The 19,494-nt window shown below is 73.2% G+C and carries 14 protein-coding genes; 8 read left to right on the top strand and 6 right to left on the bottom strand.

What is annotated here, in order from left to right:
• Positions 1–11: 11 nt before the first annotated feature.
• From AMK21_RS01385 to AMK21_RS01355, 7 genes are all read left to right on the top strand, one after another.
• Positions 12–1,940: an acyl-CoA oxidase gene (locus tag AMK21_RS01385; RefSeq protein ID WP_073873323.1), complete on the top strand. Its 1,929-nt coding sequence runs from the start codon at positions 12–14 to the stop codon at positions 1,938–1,940.
• Positions 1,937–3,034 carry a 3-oxoacyl-ACP synthase III family protein gene (locus AMK21_RS01380; protein WP_073873321.1) on the top strand — a complete coding sequence of 366 codons (1,098 nt, stop codon included), beginning with the start codon at positions 1,937–1,939 and terminating at the stop codon, positions 3,032–3,034. Before AMK21_RS01385 ends, AMK21_RS01380 begins: the two co-directional genes overlap by 4 nt.
• Entirely contained in the window at positions 3,031–3,873 is an 843-nt protein-coding gene (locus tag AMK21_RS01375) for an SDR family NAD(P)-dependent oxidoreductase (protein WP_073873319.1), read from the top strand. The genes AMK21_RS01380 and AMK21_RS01375 overlap by 4 nt, the downstream gene beginning before the upstream one ends.
• Positions 3,874–3,875: 2 nt before the next feature.
• The gene (locus AMK21_RS01370; RefSeq protein ID WP_073873317.1) at positions 3,876–5,000 is read left to right on the top strand and encodes a beta-ketoacyl-ACP synthase III; all 1,125 of its coding nucleotides are present in this window, start codon (positions 3,876–3,878) and stop codon (positions 4,998–5,000) included.
• On the top strand, positions 4,973–5,236 hold the full coding sequence (locus AMK21_RS01365; RefSeq protein ID WP_073873315.1) for an acyl carrier protein: 264 nt from the start codon (positions 4,973–4,975) through the stop codon (positions 5,234–5,236). The genes AMK21_RS01370 and AMK21_RS01365 overlap by 28 nt, the downstream gene beginning before the upstream one ends.
• Positions 5,233–6,459, top strand: a complete 1,227-nt coding sequence (locus AMK21_RS01360; protein ID WP_073873313.1) for a beta-ketoacyl-[acyl-carrier-protein] synthase family protein — start codon at positions 5,233–5,235, stop codon at positions 6,457–6,459. The genes AMK21_RS01365 and AMK21_RS01360 overlap by 4 nt, the downstream gene beginning before the upstream one ends.
• Before the next feature lie 132 nt (positions 6,460–6,591).
• Entirely contained in the window at positions 6,592–8,424 is a 1,833-nt protein-coding gene (locus AMK21_RS01355) for a glycoside hydrolase family 3 protein (RefSeq protein WP_073873311.1), read from the top strand.
• 84 nt (positions 8,425–8,508) lie between these two features.
• Here AMK21_RS01355 and AMK21_RS01350 read toward each other — a convergent pair whose 3' ends face one another.
• From AMK21_RS01350 to AMK21_RS36580, 6 genes are all read right to left on the bottom strand, one after another.
• The gene (locus tag AMK21_RS01350) at positions 8,509–9,996 is read right to left on the bottom strand and encodes a S28 family serine protease (protein WP_073873309.1); all 1,488 of its coding nucleotides are present in this window, start codon (positions 9,994–9,996) and stop codon (positions 8,509–8,511) included.
• Positions 9,997–10,144: 148 nt separating this feature from the next.
• The gene (locus AMK21_RS01345) at positions 10,145–10,513 is read right to left on the bottom strand and encodes a hypothetical protein (RefSeq protein ID WP_073873307.1); all 369 of its coding nucleotides are present in this window, start codon (positions 10,511–10,513) and stop codon (positions 10,145–10,147) included.
• 152 nt (positions 10,514–10,665) lie between these two features.
• Positions 10,666–14,466 (bottom strand): ABC transporter ATP-binding protein, encoded by a 3,801-nt coding sequence (locus AMK21_RS01340; RefSeq protein ID WP_073873305.1) that lies wholly within the window; start codon positions 14,464–14,466, stop codon positions 10,666–10,668.
• 315 nt (positions 14,467–14,781) lie between these two features.
• On the bottom strand, positions 14,782–16,464 hold the full coding sequence (locus tag AMK21_RS01335; protein WP_073873303.1) for a thiamine pyrophosphate-binding protein: 1,683 nt from the start codon (positions 16,462–16,464) through the stop codon (positions 14,782–14,784).
• The gene (gene speB, locus AMK21_RS01330) at positions 16,461–17,444 is read right to left on the bottom strand and encodes an agmatinase (RefSeq protein WP_073873301.1); all 984 of its coding nucleotides are present in this window, start codon (positions 17,442–17,444) and stop codon (positions 16,461–16,463) included. Before speB ends, AMK21_RS01335 begins: the two co-directional genes overlap by 4 nt.
• Before the next feature lie 65 nt (positions 17,445–17,509).
• Positions 17,510–17,644, bottom strand: a complete 135-nt coding sequence (locus AMK21_RS36580; protein WP_267893891.1) for a hypothetical protein — start codon at positions 17,642–17,644, stop codon at positions 17,510–17,512.
• A gap of 131 nt (positions 17,645–17,775) precedes the next feature.
• Between AMK21_RS36580 and AMK21_RS01325 the strand changes: the two genes are divergently transcribed.
• Positions 17,776–19,308, top strand: a complete 1,533-nt coding sequence (locus AMK21_RS01325) for a PucR family transcriptional regulator ligand-binding domain-containing protein (protein WP_199863080.1) — start codon at positions 17,776–17,778, stop codon at positions 19,306–19,308.
• Positions 19,309–19,494 lie beyond the last annotated feature (186 nt).

Genomic DNA, 19,494 nt, shown 5'->3' with positions numbered 1-19,494 from the left:
CCGGAGAACCCATGACGCTCCCCCCCTCCGCCCTCCCCGAAACTGCCCGCGACGAGATACACCGGCTCCTCCACGGCTTCTGCGATCCGTCCTCCCTGTCCGCCCTCACCACCCTGGGCAAGGCACTCGCCGACGACCCCGGACCGGGGGCAAAATCGGCGAGGGGGCCGGCGACAGGGCTCAGCGAGCCCGTCCACGGCCCCGGCCAGGGTCCGGTCCTGCTGCGCCGGCTGCGCGCCATGGCCGAGGCGCTGCCGCCCGGCGCCGGGCTCCTCGACGACCCGGCCCGGCTCGCCGCCGTCCACGCCTGCGCCGCCGTCGCCGACCCGTCCCTCTGCCTGGCGGGGCTGGTCCACCACCTGCTCTGCCTAAGCTCCCTCACCGAACTCTCCGACGATCCGGGGGGCCTGGAGCCCCGGCTGTCGGCACTGCGGGAGGGGAGGGCCAAGGGGGTCTACCTGATCACCGAGGCCGGCCAGGCCAACAGTCACCTCGACACGGGTACCCGCGCCGATCTCGACCCGGTCGACGGCTCGTTCGTACTGCACACGCCCGACTCCTGGGCCGCCAAGTTCGGGAGCGCCGGTACGTGGGGGGTGGAGCAGACGGGCGTGGTCCTGGCCCGGCTCTTCGCCCGGGACACCGACTGCGGGGTCTTCGCGTTCATGGTGGACCTCACCGACGAGCAGGGCCCGCTCCCCGGCGTCGAGCTGTCCTCGCCGGTCGCCCTGGACGCCCTGCCGCTCGACTACGTGCACGTACGGTTCCACGGTGTGCGGGTACCGCGTGCGCACTGGCTCTCGGACGGAGCCCGGATCGACCGCGACGGCACCGTTCACGATCCCGCCGGATCACCGGAACAGCGCCTCCAGCGCACCCTGCGGGTGGGGCAGGGGCTGTGGGCCGCCATGCCGGCGGTCGCCGCCGCCACCTCCCGCCGCTCGGCCGTTCAGGCCGTCAACTACGCCCGGCAGCGCCGTACCCAGAGCCGGATCGCCCCCGGGGTGCCCCTGCTCTCGTACCGGACCCAGCAGACCGTGGTCCTCGGCGCCCTGGCCGACGCCTTCGCCCTGACCTGCGCCGCCGACGGGGCCCTGGCCGTACGGGCGCAGGCCGTACGGGCGCAGGCCGTACGGGCGCAGGCCCCGCCGCCAAAGGCGCAGGACATGGAGGCGATGGGGTTCACCCCGTGGGCCGCCGTCAGCCAACCGCTCGCCGCGTACAAGGCCGTGACCGTCCGGACCGCCGCCCGCCTCACCGCCGAATGCCAGCACCGGTGCGGCTTCTCGGGCCACTTGACGGTGAACCGCCTCGCCGCCTATCAGGGCTTCCACCACGCCTTCGACACGGCGGGCGGCGACAGCCAGCTGATCTTCTACGACATAGGCCGCTCCCTCGTGGAGCAGGCACAGGAACCGGCGCAAGAGCCGGAGCCGATACCGGATCCCGCCTCCCCGCACTGGTGGCCAGCCGTCCTGCGCCGCCACCAGCACGATCTGGTACGGGAGTTGAGGCGACGCGACACCACGGTCGCGACCCGGGACCCCTTCGGGCGGTGGGACCCGCTGCTGGAGCAGGCCGGCCTGCTGGGCGAGGCTCACGCGACACAGATGGTGGCCGACGACGTCACCCGCGTACTCGGGCGGCTCCGCGACCAGGACCTCGTACGGGCCCTGACGCCCCTGGCCGCACTGCACGGTGTCCTGGCCGCGCACCGCTGGGCCGGTTCACTGCTCACCCTCAGGACGCTTCACCCGGCGGACATGGAGGCGCTGCCCGGGGTCACCGACCGGCTGCGCGAAGCGATCATGGGGCAACTGACTTTGTTGCTGGCCGTGTTCGGCGAGACCGACGAATCGTCTCCGGCCCCGCTGGCCGCCCCAGACGTCAACGCCGCCATGGCCGCCACGCTCACCTGGACGCGCGGGTCCGCCTCATGACCGGCGAGCGAGGCCCGGAGACGGCCGCCGCACGCCGCGTCGGCGTCCTCGGCATGGGCACCCACCTCCCGCCCGGCACCCGCACCAACGAAGAGGTGGCCAGGGACGCCGGAGTGACCGCCCAGTGGATCGGCGAACGCACCGGCGTCCTCACCCGCCATGTCGCCGGACCCGACGAGGCGGCCTCCGACCTGGCCGCCCAGGCGGTCCGGTCGGCGGTCGAGGCGGCGGGGATCGACATCGCGGACGTCGGCTTCCTGGTCTGCGCGACCTCCACCCCCGACGAGCTGGGCCCCTCCACCGCCTGCCGTATCCAGGCCCTCGTGGGCGCCCACCGGGCCGTCGCCCTGGACGTCGGCGCGGCCTGCTCCGGCTGGCTGTTCGCCGCCAAGGTGGCGTACGACTGGCTGCGCGGCGCCGACCAGGACGGCTACGCGGTGGTGGTCGGGGTGGAGGCGTACTCCAAGTTCCTGGACCGCAGCGACCGGGGCACCTCGGTCCTCTTCGCCGACGGGGCCGCGGCGGCCGTGCTGGGGCCCGTGGACGAACCGTACGGGTTCGAGGACTTCCGGCTCGGCTCCGACGGGACGCAGGCCGGACTCGTCCTCATCCCGGGTGGCGGCAGCCGGCTGCCCGCCGCTCCCGCCACGCTCGCCGCCGGGAGCCACCACATCCGCATGGACGGGCGGAGCGTCAGCCGGTTCATCGTGGACGTGCTGCCCCGCCTGATCACCGAGGCCCTGGACCGCGCCGGGCTCGGCGTGAAGGACATCGCCCGCTTCGTCTGCCACCAGCCCAATCCCGTACTGCTGCGGCGCCTCGGCGGCGAGCTGGGCATCCCCGCGGACCGCCTGGTCGTCGTCGGTGACGAGGTCGGCAACATCGGGGCCGCCAGCGCCGCCTACGCGCTCGCCGCCGCCGCTGCCCGCGACGGCCTGCGCCCCGGGGACCGGGTGCTGCTGACCGTGTTCGGCGCCGGGATGACCTGGGGCAGCGCGCTCCTCACCTGGAGCGGGGCCCGCGCCCTGATGCCCGTACCCACCGCTGTAGCGAACTCCCCTGTACCGAACGCGTCAGAAAGGAACCTGCCATGAACGCTGTGGACCTCTTCCGCCTGGACGGTGCCCGCGCCCTGGTCACCGGTGCGTCACGGGGCATCGGCCGCGCCGTCGCGGAAGGCCTCGCCGACGCGGGGTGCGACCTGGCCGTGACCGCCCGGACCCTGCCCGCACTCGACGCCACCGTACGGGCGGTGGAGGAGCGGGGGCGCAAGGCGGTGGCGCTCGACGGGGACCTCGCCGAGCCGGGCGTGGCGGCCGCCCTGGTCGACCGGGCCGCCACCGCGCTCGGCGGGCTGGACGTCGTCGTGCACAACGCGGGCACCCTGCCCACCGCCGAGGACGGCAGCCCGCTGCTGATACCGCTCCAGCACGCCGAGCAGCGGGACTGGGAGACAGTCGTCTCCATCAACCTCAACGCCACGGCCGCGGTCTGCCGCGCCTGTCACCCGTACCTGCTGGAGTCCGAGCGGGCCAGTCTCGTCCTGATGTCGTCCATCGCCGGGATCGTCGGCACGCCGATGATGGAGGCGTACGCGGCCACGAAGGCCGCCCAGCTGTCGCTGGCGCGCAGTCTGGCGGTCGGCTGGGCCCGGCAGGGCATCCGGGTCAACGCGCTCTGCCCGGGATGGACGCGTACGGACATGACGGCGTTCGCCAGCGAGGCCGACGCCCTGTCGGACTGGCTCACCAGCCATGTACCGATGGGCCGTTGGGCCACGACGGACGAGGTGGTCGGCGCGACGCTCTTCCTGGCCTCGTCCGCCTCCTCGTTCGTGACCGGCCACGCGCTGGTCGTCGACGGAGGGTTGGCGGTGCCGGACGGCGGGCTGGCCGGTCACCCCAAACCTCCCTCCCCCTTCGCCGCGGCCTGAACATGTGGCCCGACGACTCCGCCTCCACCGCCGTCATCGTGGGCATCGGCTCCTGCCTCCCACCCCATGTGGTCGACAACGACGCCGTCATCGCACGCGGCGCCCTGCTGACCGACGCGGGCTGGATCCGTGACCGCACCGGCATCGAGCGCCGACGCCACGCCTCCCCGGGCACGAGCACCGGGGACCTGGCGGTCGGCGCGGGCCGGGCGGCGCTCGCCTCCGCCGGGGGCGCCCGCCCGGACCTGGTGCTGCTGGCCACCTCCACCCCCGACCACCCGTGCCCGGCGACCGCCCCGGAGGTCGCGCACCGGCTCGGCCTCGGGACGGTCGCCGCGTTCGACGTCTCTGCGGTCTGCTCGGGGTTCCTGTACGCGCTGGCCGTCGCGACAGGCCTGGTGCGCGGCGGTGCGTGCGCCGCGCCCCTGGTGATCGCGGCGGAGACCTACACCGCCATCGTCGACCCCTGCGACCGGGGAACGGCTCCGATATTCGGCGACGGGGCCGGGGCCGTACTGCTGCGGCCCGGAGTACGGGACGAGCCCGGTGCCGTCGTGGCCACGGAGCTCGGCTCGGACGGCAGCGGCCGGGCGGCCATCACCGTGCCCGGCGGCGGGGCCCGCCACCCGCTCCACCTGCCGCCGCCCGCCCCGGACGCGCACTACTTCCACATGGAGGGCCGCGCCGTCTACGCCCACGCCGTACGCCGCATGACGCAGTCCTCCGAGGCCGTGCTGCGGCGGGCCGGCTGGACGGCGGACTCCGTACGGGCGTTCGTCGGCCACCAGGCCAACCAGCGGATCCTCGACTCCGTCGGCGACCGGCTGGGCATCGCGCCCGCGCACCGGTACGGCAACATCCGCGAGCTCGGCAACACCGCCGCCGCCTCGATCCCCCTCGTCCTGGCCGAACCGTCCGTGCACCGGGCGGTGGAGCCCGGCGGGCGCACCCTGCTCACCGCGTTCGGCGGCGGCTTCACATGGGCTTCCGCCGCCCTGAACTGGCCGGACGCCAGGCCGCTGGCCGAGCCTCCGGACGCCGCCCCCACCTCTCGCACGACCACCACCCCTTCCGTCCCGCACCCTGTGAGGAGCCCCCAGTGGAACGCGTCTACACCCACCTCGTGAACCTGCTCGGCGACAAGTTCGAGGTCGCCCCCGATCAGATCCGCCCGGACGCCACCCTCGGCGACCTGGACCTGGACTCCCTCGCCGTGGTGGAGCTCCACGTCACCCTCCAGGAGGAATGGGGGGTCCCGCTCGACGACTCCGCCGCCACCGGCGAACTGACGGTGGAAGAGGTGGCCCGCTCGGTGGCGGCACTGCTGGAGGCGGAGGGGGCGGACGGGGGCATTCCCTCGTGACCGGCGACGACATCGCCGTCACCGGCATCGGCCTCGTGACACCCGGCGGCATCGGCACCGAGCCCACCTGGGACGCGGTGTGCGCCGGGCGGGCGACCGCGCACACCGACCCCGTACTGGCGGAGGCGGGTGCGCCCGTCCGCCTCGCCTGCCGGGTACCTCCGCGGGAGCGGGGGCGGGGGCGGCTCTGGCGGTTCGACCCCGCCACCCGGTTCCTCCTGACCGCCGCCCGCGAGGCCCTCGCATCGGCCCGGCTGGACCCGGCGCGGTGGGACGCGGGGCGGGTCGCGGTGGTCGTGGGCACGGCGGCGGGCGGGATCTCCACCCTGGAGGAGCAGCACCGCAAGCTGCTCGCCTCCGGCCCCGGAGCGCTCTCCCCGATGACGCTCTCCGCCTTCCTCCCGAACATGGCCGCCGGCCACCTCGCCCTCGAACTAGGCGCCACCGGACCCTCGCTGCAGACCTCCACGGCCTGCGCGTCAGGCGCGACGGCGATCATCACGGCCGCCCTGCTCCTGCGGGCAGGGGCGTGCGACATCGCCGTGGCAGGCGGCACGGATGCCATGGTCACACCCCTGTGCGCCTCGGCGTTCGCCAAGATGGGCGCACTGTCCCGGCGCGAGGGGAACCCGGGGGGCGCCTCGCGCCCGTTCGACCGGGACCGCGACGGCTTCGTGCTGGGCGAAGGCTGCGGGGTGCTCGTCCTGGAACGTGCGGCTCATGCCGCCGCGCGTACGGTCGGACCGTCGGCGCTGCTCGCCGGGTACGGCGCCACCGGAGACGCCCACCACCCCACCGCCCCGCACCCCGAGGGCGTCGGGCTGCGGGCGGCGGCCCGGGAGGCGTTGGCCCGGGCAGGCCGCTCCCCGGACGAGGTCGACCACATCAACGCCCACGGCACGAGCACCGCGCTCAACGACGCGGTGGAGGCAACGGCGATCCGGGAGCTGTACGGCACCGGTCACGCCCCCTCGGTCACCTCGGCCAAGGGCGTCCTGGGGCACACCATGGGCGCGGCCGGGGCGATCGAGGCGGCGCTGACCGTGCTGAGCATCGCCCGTGGGACCGTGCCGCCCACGGCCAACTTCACGGCTCCGGACGCCACCACGGCGGGCATCGACATCGTCCGCGCGACAACCAGGCCGCAGCGGGTCGGTCTCGCCCTCAGCCACTCCCTGGGCTTCGGGGGGCACAACACGGTCCTGGCGTTCACCGCCGCCTGACCCGTCCGAGGCCCCGATCACCCCATCGGGCGCGTGTCGCTGCCGTACCCCTCCCACCCCCTTGACCGAAAGTTACTTTCCCTATATCCGTATCATCTTGGAAGTTTCTTTCACTCCCGGGAAGGAGCTCACGTGCCCCACCGCACCTCACGACGCACCCTCCTCACCGCCGGCGCCGCTGCCACGGCCGCCGCGGCCACCGGCGTCCTCTCCGCCACCGGCACCGCATCCGCGCACCCCACGAACGCCTCCACCGACCGTCGGCTGCGGCGGATCATCGCCGGGATGAGCCTGGAGGAGAAGGTCGGCCAGCTCTTCGTGATGCGGGTGTACGGGCACTCCGCCACCGACCCCGACCAGGCCGACATCGACGCGAACCTCAAGGAGATCGGGGTCCGTACCGCCGCCGAGCTGGTCTCGACCTACCACGTCGGCGGGATCATCTACTTCGCCTGGGCGCACAACACCCGCGACCCGCATCAGATCGCCGCCCTCTCCAACGGCATCCAGCAGGCCGCCCTCGGCGAGCGCCCCCGCGTACCGCTGCTCATCTCCACCGACCAGGAACACGGCATCGTCTGCCGGGTCGGTGAGCCCGCGACCCTGCTGCCGGGCGCGATGGCCCTGGGCGCGGGCGGCTCGCGGACCGACACGCGGCGGGCGGGCTGGATCGCGGGCGCCGAACTGGCCGCGCTCGGCATCAACCAGAACTACGCGCCCGACGCCGACGTCAACGTCAACCCGGCCAACCCGGTCATCGGCGTCCGCTCCTTCGGCTCCGACCCCGAGGCGGTGGCCGAACTGGTCGCCGCGCAGGTGAAGGGGTATCAGGGCGCCGGGGTCGCGGCCACCGCCAAGCACTTCCCCGGGCACGGCGACACCAGCACCGACAGCCACACCGGGCTGCCCGTCATCGAGCACACCCGCCAGGAGTGGGAGGAGCTGGACGCGCCGCCGTTCCGGGCCGCGATCCGGGCCCGTATCGACTCGGTCATGACCGCGCACATCGTGGTCCCCGCACTCGATCCGTCCGAGGACCCGGCCACGCTCTCCCGGCCGATCCTCACCGGCATCCTCCGCGAGGAGCTGGGCTACGACGGGGTGGTGGTCACGGACTCGCTCGGCATGGAGGGCGTGCGCACGAAGTACGGCGACGACCGCGTGCCGGTCCTCGCGCTCCTGGCGGGCGTGGACCAGCTGCTGAACCCGCCGAACCTCTCGGTCGCGTGGAACGCGGTCCTGGAGGCGGTGCGGGGCGGTGAGATCAGTGAGGCGCGGGTCGATGAGTCGATCCTGCGCATCCTGCGGCTCAAGACCAGGCTGGGGCTCTTCCGCGACCCGTTCGTCACCGGCCGGGGGGTGGACCGTACGGTCGGCATCCGCAAGCACCTCCTCGACGCCGACCGGATCGCCGAGCGCACGACGACCCTGCTCGCCGACCCCGGCGCCCTGCTCCCGCTCTCCCGCCGCACGCACCGACGGCTGCTCGTGGTGGGCGCCGACCCGGCGTCCCCGTCCGGTACGACAGGCCCGCCCACCACCACCCTGGCCGGCGCCTTCACCGAACTGGGCTTCTCCGCGACGGCGTTGTCCACCGGTACGGCCCCGAACCAGGCGAAGACCGCCGAAGCCGTCGCCGCCGCGCAGGGCAGGGACGCGGTGGTCGTGGCCACGTACAACATTACGGCGAGCAGCGCCCAACTCGCCCTCGTCGAGGCCCTCGTGGCGACCGGCGTCCCGGTGGTCGCCGTCGCGGTCCGCAACCCGTACGACGCCGCCCACCTCACCGGGCGGGGGGTCGCCGCGATCCTGGCGTCCTACTCCTGGACGGACGTCGAACTCCGCGCCGCCGCCCGGGTCATCGCGGGCCGCGCGCACCCGGAGGGCAGGCTCCCGGTCCCGGTCCAGCGGGCGGACGACCCGGCGCGGGTGCTGTACCCGGTGGGCCACGGGCTGTCGTACTAGCGCGGGACCGCAGCGACACTGTGCCCGCCGGCTCCCCTCCGTACGAAGGGGAGCCGGCGGGCACGAGCGGTTACGGGCGGATACCTACGGGCGCAGGACGCCCTCGTCGCGCTCCACCTCGCCGTTGAGCTGGTCCAGCCTCGTGTCGAACTTCGCCAGCGGCTTCGCCTTCGCCGGGTCCGCCTGGACGGCCGCCGGGGCGACCCCCGCCCAGCGCTGGATCGCGGCGGTGGCCTTCGCCTTCTGGTCGTCGGTCAGACCGGAGATCCGGGCGCCGTGGTTGCCGCCCGGCACGGTGTAGACGTAGCTGTCCTCGGCACCGCGCCCGAGGTGGAAGGGCTCCGCGCGCCACGGGTCGTTCTCCCCGTAGACGTACAGCATCTGGTGGGCGTTGTTCCGGACCCAGCTGTCCACGTCCCGCATCGCGCCCCGGTCGAACGTCATGGGGATGGAGCGGGGCACGAAGTTGCGCGGGGGCTGGTAGCCGTAGCGGCTCAGGTCGCCGAGCCAGGGCTGCTTGATGTCCGGCGATCCGAGCTGGGTGCCCGCCTGGTAGTAGTAGGGGGTGTAGCGCTCCAGCTCGTGGTCGGAGTAGTAGCCGAAGCCGGAGATCGCGTCGACGGCGTCCCAGATCGTCTCGTCGGTGGCGTTCTTGGCGTCGGTCAGGATCTCGGCGCAGTCGGCGAGCGTGCTGTACTGCCAGAACGCCCAGATGTAGTCCATGACGGCGGCCTCGTAGGCGCGGTCGAAGGAGCCCAGGGTGGTGAAGGTGAGGCCGTTGGCGACGGCGTACTCCTTGAACTTCTCCAGGAGCGGGGCCCGGCGGACCAGCGCCTCGCGCTGCACCGCCTGCAGCTTGTCGCGGCACTCCTTGGTTCCGACGTTCCGGAAGAACCGGTCGTACGCGGAGTCCTCGTGGTCCACGACGTCGTTGGGCGCGACGTACGCGACGACGCCGTCCATGTCCTTCGGGTAGAACCGCTCGAAGTACGTGGCGGTCATGCCGCCCTTGGAGCCGCCGGTGGCCAGCCACTTCTTCGCGTAGATCTTCTTCAGCGCCGTGAACACCCGGTGCTGGTCGGTGGCCGCCTGCCAGATGTCGAGCTTGGACCAGTCGGCGGGCGCCGGGCGGGACGGGGTGAAGAATCGGTACTCCAGGGAGACCTGGTTCCCGTCGATGATCTGCGTCGGCTCGCTGCGGCCGGGGTTGGTGGAGACGTTGTAGCCGCTGGTGGAGAAGACCGTCGGACGGGCGGTGTCCTTGTGCAGCACGGTGATCCGCTGCTGGAACGTGCCCTCGGACGGGCGCCGGTGGTCGACCGGCTGGGTGTAGTTGAGGACGAAGTAGCGGTATCCGGCGTAGGGCTTCTCCTCGATCAGGCTCATCCCCGGGATCGCCAGGATGCGGTCCTTGATGTCCTCGTTGCTCGCTTCTCCGCCGTGTACGGCAGTGAGGCTGTTCCGCTTCGCGTCCGGTTCCGCGGCGGTGGCCGCACCGGCCGAGGCTCCCGCCGCTCCCACCGTGCCGATGAGCACCGCGAGCGAGAGAACCCCTGTGAGCGCCTTGCGCATGCACCCTCCCCTTGATTCACAACAGTGGCCGTGAACTTAGCGAGGGCAACGCACCGCGCGCCAGACCCAGTTGCGCGTGTCCTGGTTCCTCACGCGTTTCCCATACCTGTTTCCCTCACGCGCTTCCCTTACGGGTCCTACGGCGTGGTCAGCACAGGATCCAGCCGGTGGCGGCCGACTTCCCGGCGACCGCTCCGGTGGCCCGGACGCAGCGGTTGAGGGCGTTCACCGTCACCGGACCGGCCATCTGCGTGAACGAACCGCTGTCCTTGACCACGCGTCCGCCGCGCGGCTGGAGCGTGACGCTCATCGCCCGCCGCTTGCCCGGCTTCCTGGCGACGGTGACGGCACACGCGTGGGCCCGGCTCTTGTAGACGCGCAGCTCCCCCGTCGCGAACGTGATGGTCTTCGCGGGGCGGCCGGAGCAACCGGGGGCGGCCTGGGCCGCCGTCGCCGGGGCGCCGATGAGGAGCACGAGACCGGCCAGCAGCGGCACGACGAGGAGGCGCGCCGCCACCCCCTCGTGCCGGGACCGTCTCCGCGGTCCTCTGGTTCCCGCCGTCCTGTCGAACACTTTCGCCCCCACCTGACATCTGTACGCACCTGTGCGTCCCTGGCTACGACGCAGCAGACCGCCGGGAGGTTGCACGGGCGGGCCCGGAGGCCGGTTCAGACGCCCGCCGGCTCGTCCTCCCCTATGCCCTCGCCCATGCCCTCCCCTATGAACGTGCGCCACAGCCGGGCGTACCGCCCGTCCCGGGCCAGCAGCTCCTCGTGCGTGCCGTCCTCCGCGACACGCCCCTGGTCCATCACCACGACCCGGTCGGCACGGGCGGCGGTGGTCAGGCGGTGCGCCACCACCAGCGTGGTGCGGCGGCCGGTGAGCCGGTCGGTGGCCTGGTTGACCAGGGCCTCGCTGGCGAGGTCCAGGGCTGCGGTGGCCTCGTCCAGGAGCAGGATGTCCGGGTCGACGAGCTCGGCGCGGGCGAGCGCGATGAGCTGGCGCTGCCCGGCGGAGAGGTTACGGCCGCGCTCGGCGACCTCGTGGAGGTAGCCGCCCTCCAGGGTGGCGACCATGTCGTGCGCGCCGACGGCGCGGGCGGCCGCCTCCACCCGGGCGTCGGTGGCGTCGGGCAGCCCGTAGGCGATGGCGTCACGGACCGTGCCGGGGAAGAGGTACGCCTCCTGCGGGACGACGCCGAGGCGGTGGCGGTAAGCGGTCATGTCGAGGTGGCGCAGATCGGTGCCGTCGGCGGTGACGCGCCCGCTGGTGGGGTCGTAGAACCGGGCGACGAGCTTGACCAGGGTCGACTTGCCGGCGCCCGTCTCGCCCACGAAGGCGACCGTCTGTCCGGCCGGGATGCGCAGGTCGACGCCGGTGAGGGCCTCCACCGCCTCGTCCTCCTTGTCGTACGCGAAGGAGACGTTATCGAACACGATCTCGCCGCGCAGGGAGTGCACGTCCAGCGGTTCGTCCGAGTCGGCGGTGGAGGTGGGCTCGCGCAGCAGCTCCTGGATGCGGCCGAGGGAGACGGTGGCCTGCTGGTAGCCGTCGAAGACCTGGGAGAGCTGCTGGACGGGGGCGAAGAACAGCTCGATGTAGAGGAGGTAGGCGACGAGGGCGCCGGTGGTGAGCGTGCCGTTGTCGACCCGGCCCGCGCCGACGATGATCACGGCGGCGGCGGCGACGGAGGCCAGCAACTGGACGAACGGGAAGTAGATCGAGATCAGCCACTGTCCGCGCACCCGGGCCTGGCGGTAGCTGTCGCTGCGCTCGGAGAAGCGGGCGGCCCCGTCGTGCTCCCGGCCGAAGGCCTGGACGATACGGAGGCCCGAGACGGACTCCTGGAGGTCGGCGTTGACCCCGCTGATGCGCTCACGGGCCAGTTCGTACGCCTTGACGCTGCTGCGGCGGAAGAAGAAGGTCCCGATGATCAGCACGGGCAGCGTCGCGAAGACGACCAGGGCGAGCTGGACGTCCAGGACCAGCAGGGCGACCATGATGCCGAAGAAGGTGACGACGGAGACGAACGCGGTGACCAGGCCGGTCTGGAGGAACGTGGAGAGCGCGTCCACGTCCGTGGTCATCCGGGTCATGATCCGGCCGGTCAGCTCGCGCTCGTAGTAGTCGAGGCCGAGCCGCTGGAGCTGGGCGAAAATCTTGAGGCGGAGCGAGTAGAGGGCCCGCTCGCCGGTCCGGCCGGTCATCCGGATCTCGCCCGTCTGGGCCACCCACTGGACGACCACGACGGCCAGGGCGATCGCGGAGGCCGCCCACACCGCGCCGATCGACACCTGGGTGACGCCCTCGTCGATGCCGTACCGGATCAGGACCGGCAGCAGCAGGCCCATGCCGGCGTCGACGGCGACGAGCCCGAGGCTGACGAGCAGGACGCCGCCGAAGCCGCGCAGCAGCCGGCGCAGCCCGTAGGAGTCCTCGGACCGCACGGCACGCGCCTCGTCGACCTGCGGGGTGTCCGTGGCGGGCGGCAGGGCCTCGACCTGGGCGAGCAGCTCGGGGGTGGCGGGCATCCCGGCGACCGTGGCGTCCCGGTCCTCCTCCTTGCGGATCCACAGCTCGGGCGTGACACCGCGCTCGGCGTCGAACTCGGCGTCCAGCTCCTTCTGGAGGGAGCGGTCGCCGTCGGGGTCCGCCTCGGTGTGCAGCGGCCGGTGGCCCGGGGAGGTGGAGCCGAGCTCGTCGGGGTCGGTGAGCAGACGGCGGTAGAGCGGGGAGGTCCGCTCCAGCTCCTCGTGGGTGCCGAGGGCGGCGAGCCTGCCGCCGTCGAGGACGGCGATGCGGTCGGCGAGCTGGAGGGTGGAGCGGCGGTGGGCGATGAGCAGCGTCGTCCGACCCTCCATCACCTGCTTGAGGGCCTCGTGGATCTCGTGCTCGACGCGGGCGTCGACGGCGGAGGTGGCGTCGTCCAGGAGGAGGAGGCGGGGGTCGGTGAGGATGGCGCGGGCGAGGGCGACGCGCTGGCGCTGGCCGCCGGAGAGGGTGAGCCCGTGCTCGCCCACGGTGGTGTCGTACCCGTCGGGCAGCGCGGAGATGAAGCCGTGGGCCTGGGCGGCACGGGCGGCCTGCTCGATCTGCTCCTGGGTGGCGTCGGGGAGACCGTAGGCGATGTTGGCGCGGACGGTGTCGGAGAAGAGGAAGCTGTCCTCGGGGACGAGCCCGATGGCGGCGCGCAGGGACGCCTGGGTGAGCTCGCGGACGTCGTGGCCGCCGATGAGTACGGCGCCGTGGGAGACGTCGTAGAAGCGGGGCAGCAGGAGCGAGAGGGTGGACTTGCCGCTGCCGGAGGCGCCGACGATCGCGACGGTCTCGCCGGGTTCGACGGTGAGCGAGAACCCGTCGAGGACCGGGCGCTCCGAGGCTCCGCTTACGAGGTCTGTGTCTGTGGCGGAGGCGGAGCGAAGCGAAGCGTAACCGAAGCTCACATCATCGAACTCGATGCCGGCCGGGGCGTCGGCGGGCAGCTCCTTGGTGCCGTCCCGCAGGGAGGGCTCGGTGTCGATCAGCTCCAGGACGCGCTCCACGCCGGCGCGGGCCTGCTGGCCGACGGTGAGGACCATGGCGAGCATCCGGACCGGGCCGACGAGCTGGGCGAGGTAGGTGGAGAAGGCGACGAACGTGCCGAGGGTGATCTCGCCCCGGGTGGCCAGCCAGCCGCCGAGCGCGAGCATGGCGACCTGGCCGAGCGCGGGCACGGCCTGGAGGGCGGGGGTGTAGCGGGAGTTCAGCCGGATGGTGCGCAGCCGCCCGGCGAAGAGCCTCCGGCTGACCTCGCGGAGCTTGCCGATCTCCTGGTCCTCCTGGCCGAACCCCTTGACGACCCGGACTCCGGAGACGGCCCCGTCGACGACCCCGGCGACAGCGGCGGCCTGGCCCTGGGCGTACCAGGTGGCGGGGAAGAGACGCTTACGGGAGCGGCGCGCGATGGCCCAGAGGGCGGGCGCGACGGCGAGGGCGACGAGGGTGAGCGGCAGGGAGAGCCACGCCATGATCACCAGGGAGAGCAGGAAGAGCAGGATGTTCCCGATGGTCATCGGGAGCATGAACAGCAGCCCCTGGATGAGCTGGAGGTCGCTGGTGGCCCGGCCGACGACCTGCCCGGTGGAGAGCTCGTCCTGCCGCTTGCCGTCCAGCTTCGTGATCGTCGCGTACATGTCCGTACGCAGGTCGTGCTGGACGTCCAGGGCGAGCCGGCCGCCGTAGTAGCGGCGGATGTAGGTGGCGATGTAGACGAGGACGGCGGCACCGATGAGGAGGCCGGTCCAGACGGCGAGCGAGCGGGTGTGGTCGGTGACGACGTCGTCGATGATCACCTTGGTGATCAGCGGGACGAGGGCCATGACGGCCATCCCGGCGAGCGAGGAGCCGAGCGCGAGCACGACGTTGCGCCGGTACCGCCACGCGTATCCGGTCAGCCGTCGGCCCCACCCCTGTTGCTCTGCGCCCGTCACGCGTTGCCTCCCGACCTTCTCCGCTGATCCATCTGTTCCGCCTGATCTTCCGGAAGGCACCAACACGGCGGGGAGCGGATTTCATCCCTCCGCAACAAAAGGGGGGCGAAGCGGGCCGATGGCCGGGGGCGTACGGGCCCGGGGTCCTAGGACCGGTTCGCGGCCCCGGCCCGGCGGGTAGTAACCCGCGGCGAACCGGCGGAACTGTGAGCGGCGGAGGTCCGGCGGCGGGCCGGCCCGGGGCGACCTCGGACCGGATCGCCGCTACGGATGCACGCCCTACAGATGCGTCGGCGTCTTGAGATGGGTCGGCTTCTACAGATGCGTCGGCTCGAACATCCGCAGCAGGGCTGGGAGCACGACGACGGACGGTCCGGGCTCGGCCAGGGCCTTGCCCAGGTCCGCGGCGAGCGACTCCGGTGTCGTACGGACTGCGGGCACGCCGAAGGACCCGGCGAGGGCGACGAAGTCCGGGCGGGACAGCTCGGTCCCCGTGGCCTCGCCGAAGGCGCCCGTCATGTACTCGCGCAGGATGCCGTAGCCTCCGTCGTCGACGATCAGCCACGTCAGCGGCAGGTCGTACTGGCGCGCGGTGGCCAGCTCCGCGATGGAGTACATCGCGCCGCCGTCGCCGGAGACCGCGAGCACCGGGGTGGTCGGGTCGGCGGAGGCAGCGCCGATGGCCGCCGGGAAGCCGTAGCCGAGGCCGCCCGCGCCCTGGGCGGAGTGCATGGTGTTGGGGCGCCGCGCGTCGAACGCGGACCACGCCCAGTAGGCCAGGATCGTCATGTCCCAGAAGCTGGGCGATCCGTCGGGCAGCGCCTGGCGGACGGCGTCGAGGACCTGCTGCTCCAGGGTGAGCCCCTGGGCGTCGATCCGGGCCCGTACCTTCTCCAGCACCGCGACTACGCGCTCCACCGCTCCCGCGTCCTCGCGGGACTCCACGGCCTCCAGCAGCTCGGACAGCGCCTCGCGGGCGTCGGAGTGGATGCCGAGGGCGGGGTGGTTGGACTCCAGCTTCCCGGCGTCCGCCTCGATCTGGATGACCCGGCCGCGGGGGCGGAAGGTGTGGTAGTTCGAGGAGAGTTCGCCGAGCCCCGAGCCGACGACGAGCAGGACGTCCGCGTCCTCCAGGAAGTCGGTGGTGTGCCGGTCCTCCAGCCAGGAGCGCAGCGAGAGGGGGTGCTCCCAGGGGAAGGCTCCCTTGCCGCCGAAGGTGGTCACGACGGGGGCGTCGATCTTCTCGGCCAGCGCGCGCAGTTTGCCGGACGCGTCGGAGCGTACGACTCCGCCGCCCGCGATGATCACGGGCCGCTCGGCGTTCGACAGCAGGTGCGCGGCGGCGATGGTCAGCTCGGGGCGCGGGTAGAGCTCACGCGGGGTGGCGTCCATGGCGCTGACGACGGGCAGGGTCGTCTCGGCGAGGAGCACGTCCTGCGGGATCTCCACCCAGACCGGCCCGTGGGGGGCGGTCAGAGCGGACTCCCAGGCGGCGGCGATCGCCGACGGGATCTGGGATGCGGCCCGCACGGTGTGCACCGACTTCACGATGTCCCGCACGGAGGCCTGCTGGTCGCGCAGCTCGTGCAGATACCCGTGACGCCCGCCGCCGAGCCCCGCCGTGGGGATCTGGCTGGAGATCGCGAGGACGGGGGCGGAGGCGGCGGCCGCCTCCTGGAGGGCGGCGAGCGAGGTGAGGGCGCCAGGCCCGGTGGAGAGGAGCAGGGGCGCCACTTCACCCGTGATCCGGCCGTACGCGTCGGCGGCGAACCCGGCGTTGTTCTCGACGCGGAGTCCGACGTAACGGAGGGAGGAGCGGCGCAGCGCGTCGAACATGCCGAGCGCGTGCTGGCCGGGCAGGCCGAAGACGGTGGTCGCGCCGAGCCCTTGGAGGGACTCGACGACCAGGTCACCGCCGTTGCGGCCGGGCGGCGGGGTCAGGACGGCGGCGGCCTGCGCGGCGGTGAGCTGCGGCCGGTCGTCGTGGTCGTGGCTCACTGGGACGCGGCCCCCTTCGCCTTCTCCGCCGCGATCTGACGGGACATGATCGTCGTCAGCTCGTACGCGGTGTGGGAGGCGGCCACGGAGGTGATCTCGGCGTGGTCGTACGCGGGCGCCACCTCCACCAGGTCGGCGGAGACCAGATGGCAGGAGGAGAGCCCGCGCAGGATCTCCAGCAGCTCGCGGGAGGTGAGGCCGCCGGCCTCGGGGGTGCCGGTGCCGGGGGCGTGCGCCGGGTCCAGGACGTCGATGTCGATGGAGATGTAGAGCGGCCGGTCCCCGATGCGCTGGCGCAGCTGGTCGGCGATCTCGTCGACGCCGCGCCGCATGACGTCGGCGGAGGTGACGATGCCGAAGCCCATCTTCTCGTCGTCGGTCAGGTCCTGCTTGCCGTAGAGCGGGCCGCGGGTGCCGACGTGGGAGAGGGCTGAGGTGTCGAGGATGCCCTCCTCGACGGCGCGGCGGAAGGGGGTGCCGTGGGTGTACTCGGCGCCGAAGTAGGTGTCCCAGGTGTCCAGGTGCGCGTCGAAGTGGAGCAGGGCGACGGGCCCGTGCTTCTTGGCGACGGAGCGCAGGAGGGGCAGGGCGATGGTGTGGTCGCCGCCGAGGGTCATCAGGCGGGCGCCGGTGTCCAGCAGGTCGTCGGCGGCGGCCTCGACGGTCTCCACGGCCTCGTTGATGTTGAACGGGTTGGCCGCGATGTCCCCGGCGTCCGCGACCTGCGCGAGGGCGAACGGGGATGCGTCCTGGGCCGGGTTGTACGGGCGCAGCAGCCGGGACGCCTCACGGATGGCGTTGCCGCCGAAGCGGGCGCCGGGCCGGTAGGAGACCCCGCTGTCGAAGGGCACGCCGACGACGGCGACATCGGCCCGCCCGACCTCGTCGAGCCGGGGCAGCCGGGCGAACGTCGCGGGCCCGGCGTACCGCGGGACGCGGGAGGAGTCGACGGGGCCGCGCGGCGATTCGTTGCTGCTCATGGGGTGGGGTGCCTTTCGTTTCAGGATTCGTACAGGTTTCGTACGGTGTCAAGTGTGCGGGACCCTCAAGCCTGTTTGGCGATCGAGGACATCTTCGGGGCCGCTCCGGTCCAGCGCGAGGGTTCCGTCCTCAAACGCCGGACGGGCTGGATTCGCGCCCGCCGGCCCATGGCGAGCATGCCGGCGTAGTCGACAGCCATGGGCTTCCTCCGTCTCGCGCAACAGGTGGAGTGCGGGTGCGGGTGCAGGTGCTGGTGCTGGTGCGAGGAAGACGCTAGGTGGCAGAGAGGCGGCGTTGAAGTGTACGTTTCCTCCACTCTCACCGCCGCGAATGGACGAACCCTCCATGCCGACATCGCCCGCCCACTCCCCCGGCCCACCGGCCCCGCCCATCCCCCTCGCCGAACTCCTCGCCCGGGAGGAGCTGGGCCTGCGCCGGATCGCGGGACCGGCCGACGCCGACCTCCTCTGGGTGCACACCTCGGAGATGGCCGACCCCTACCCGTACCTCCTCGGCGGTGAGCTGCTGCTGAGCGCCGGGGTGCTGCTGACGGACCCGGACCACTACGTCGGCCGGCTGGTGGAGGCGGGGGCGGCAGCACTGGGTTTCGGCGTCCGGCCGGTGCACGAGACGGTCCCCGAAGCCCTGATCGAGGCGTGCGACCGGTACGGGCTGCCGCTGCTGGAGGTGCCGCCGGAGACCCCTTTCACGACGATCGCGCGGGCGGTGTGGCGGCTGATGGCGGAGGCCCGCCACCGGGAGCTGCGCCGGGTGACCCGGGCCCAACAGGCCCTGGCGACGGCGGCGGCCCGCCCCGACCCCGTACCTGCGGTCCTCCACCAGCTCGCCACGCAGCTGAGCGGCCGGGCGGTGCTGCTGACGGCGCGGGGCGAGGAGGTCCACGCGGCGGGCCGCCGCCCACCCCCGGAGGCGGCGGCAGCACTGACGCGCCTGGCCCGTGTGGTGGCCCGCGAACGCCCCGGCTCCCCCGCGTCGGCCACGGACACGCACGGCGACACGCACCTGGCGGCGTACGCGCTGGGCGGCGGCGAGGGCCTTGTCCTCTCCCTGGCTGCCCGCCGGCGGGAGCCGGGCGACCACACGGTGGCCGGGATCGCGGTGGTCCTGCTCTCCCTCCTGTCCGCCCCCCACCAGGGCGCGGACGCGGCGGACCGCTCGGCGGCGCTGGTGCGGCTGCTGCTCGGCGCGACGCCCGCCGAGGTGGCCGCACTCCTGGGCCCCGAGGGTCCCTGGACGGTGATCCACGCCCGCCGCAGCGACGGGACGACGCCGGACGCCCTGACGGCCGGGGCGCTGGGGGCGTCGCTGGGCTCGCCACTGGTGGACGCGGGCCGGGAGGACGACGCCACGGTACGGGTCCTGCTCCCGGCGGCCACCGGGGAGGCGCCCCCGCACCCGGGCTGCGACGTGGAGCCCGGGGAGCCCCCGCAAGCCCGCGCCGTGCCCCCGCAACCGGGCTGGACCCTCGGCGTCTCCACCCCCACCCCCCTCTCGGCCCTGGCCGCCGCCGACACCCGGGCGGCCCGCGCCCTGGCCCACGCGGAGGCGACCCGCACCCCACTGAAGGTGGACGCCCCGGTCACCGGCCTGGCCGCCCTCATCCCCCCTGACCAGGCGGCCTCCCACGCCCGCACCCTCCTCGCCCCGCTCACCCCGCCCCTGGCCGACACCCTGCGCTGCTGGCTCTCCCTGCACGGCAGCTGGGACCGCACGGCGGTGGCCCTGTCCGTCCACCGCAACACCGTCCGCCAACGCATCGGGAGGTGCGTGGAGTTGCTGGGCATGGATGTGAACGACATGGACGTGCGGGCGGAGTTGTGGCTCGCGCTGCGGCAGGAATAGCGTCCCGGCGCGAGGAAGGGGCCCTGAGGTGTACGGCCGCGCTCGGCCATGCCTCATGTTGCAGTGACAAAAGGGGGTCGCACGGCAAGGGATTACGACAGCCAGCTACTGGAGTCCGTGGGGTACGCCGGTGCCGGATGCGGGACGCCCTGCTGTTCGGCGTGGGTCTTCCTCCAGCGCACCCTG

The organism is Streptomyces sp. CB00316, assembly GCF_001905595.1.
In the GTDB taxonomy this organism is placed as follows: domain Bacteria; phylum Actinomycetota; class Actinomycetes; order Streptomycetales; family Streptomycetaceae; genus Streptomyces.
This window is presented reverse-complemented; position numbering and strand designations above follow the sequence as displayed.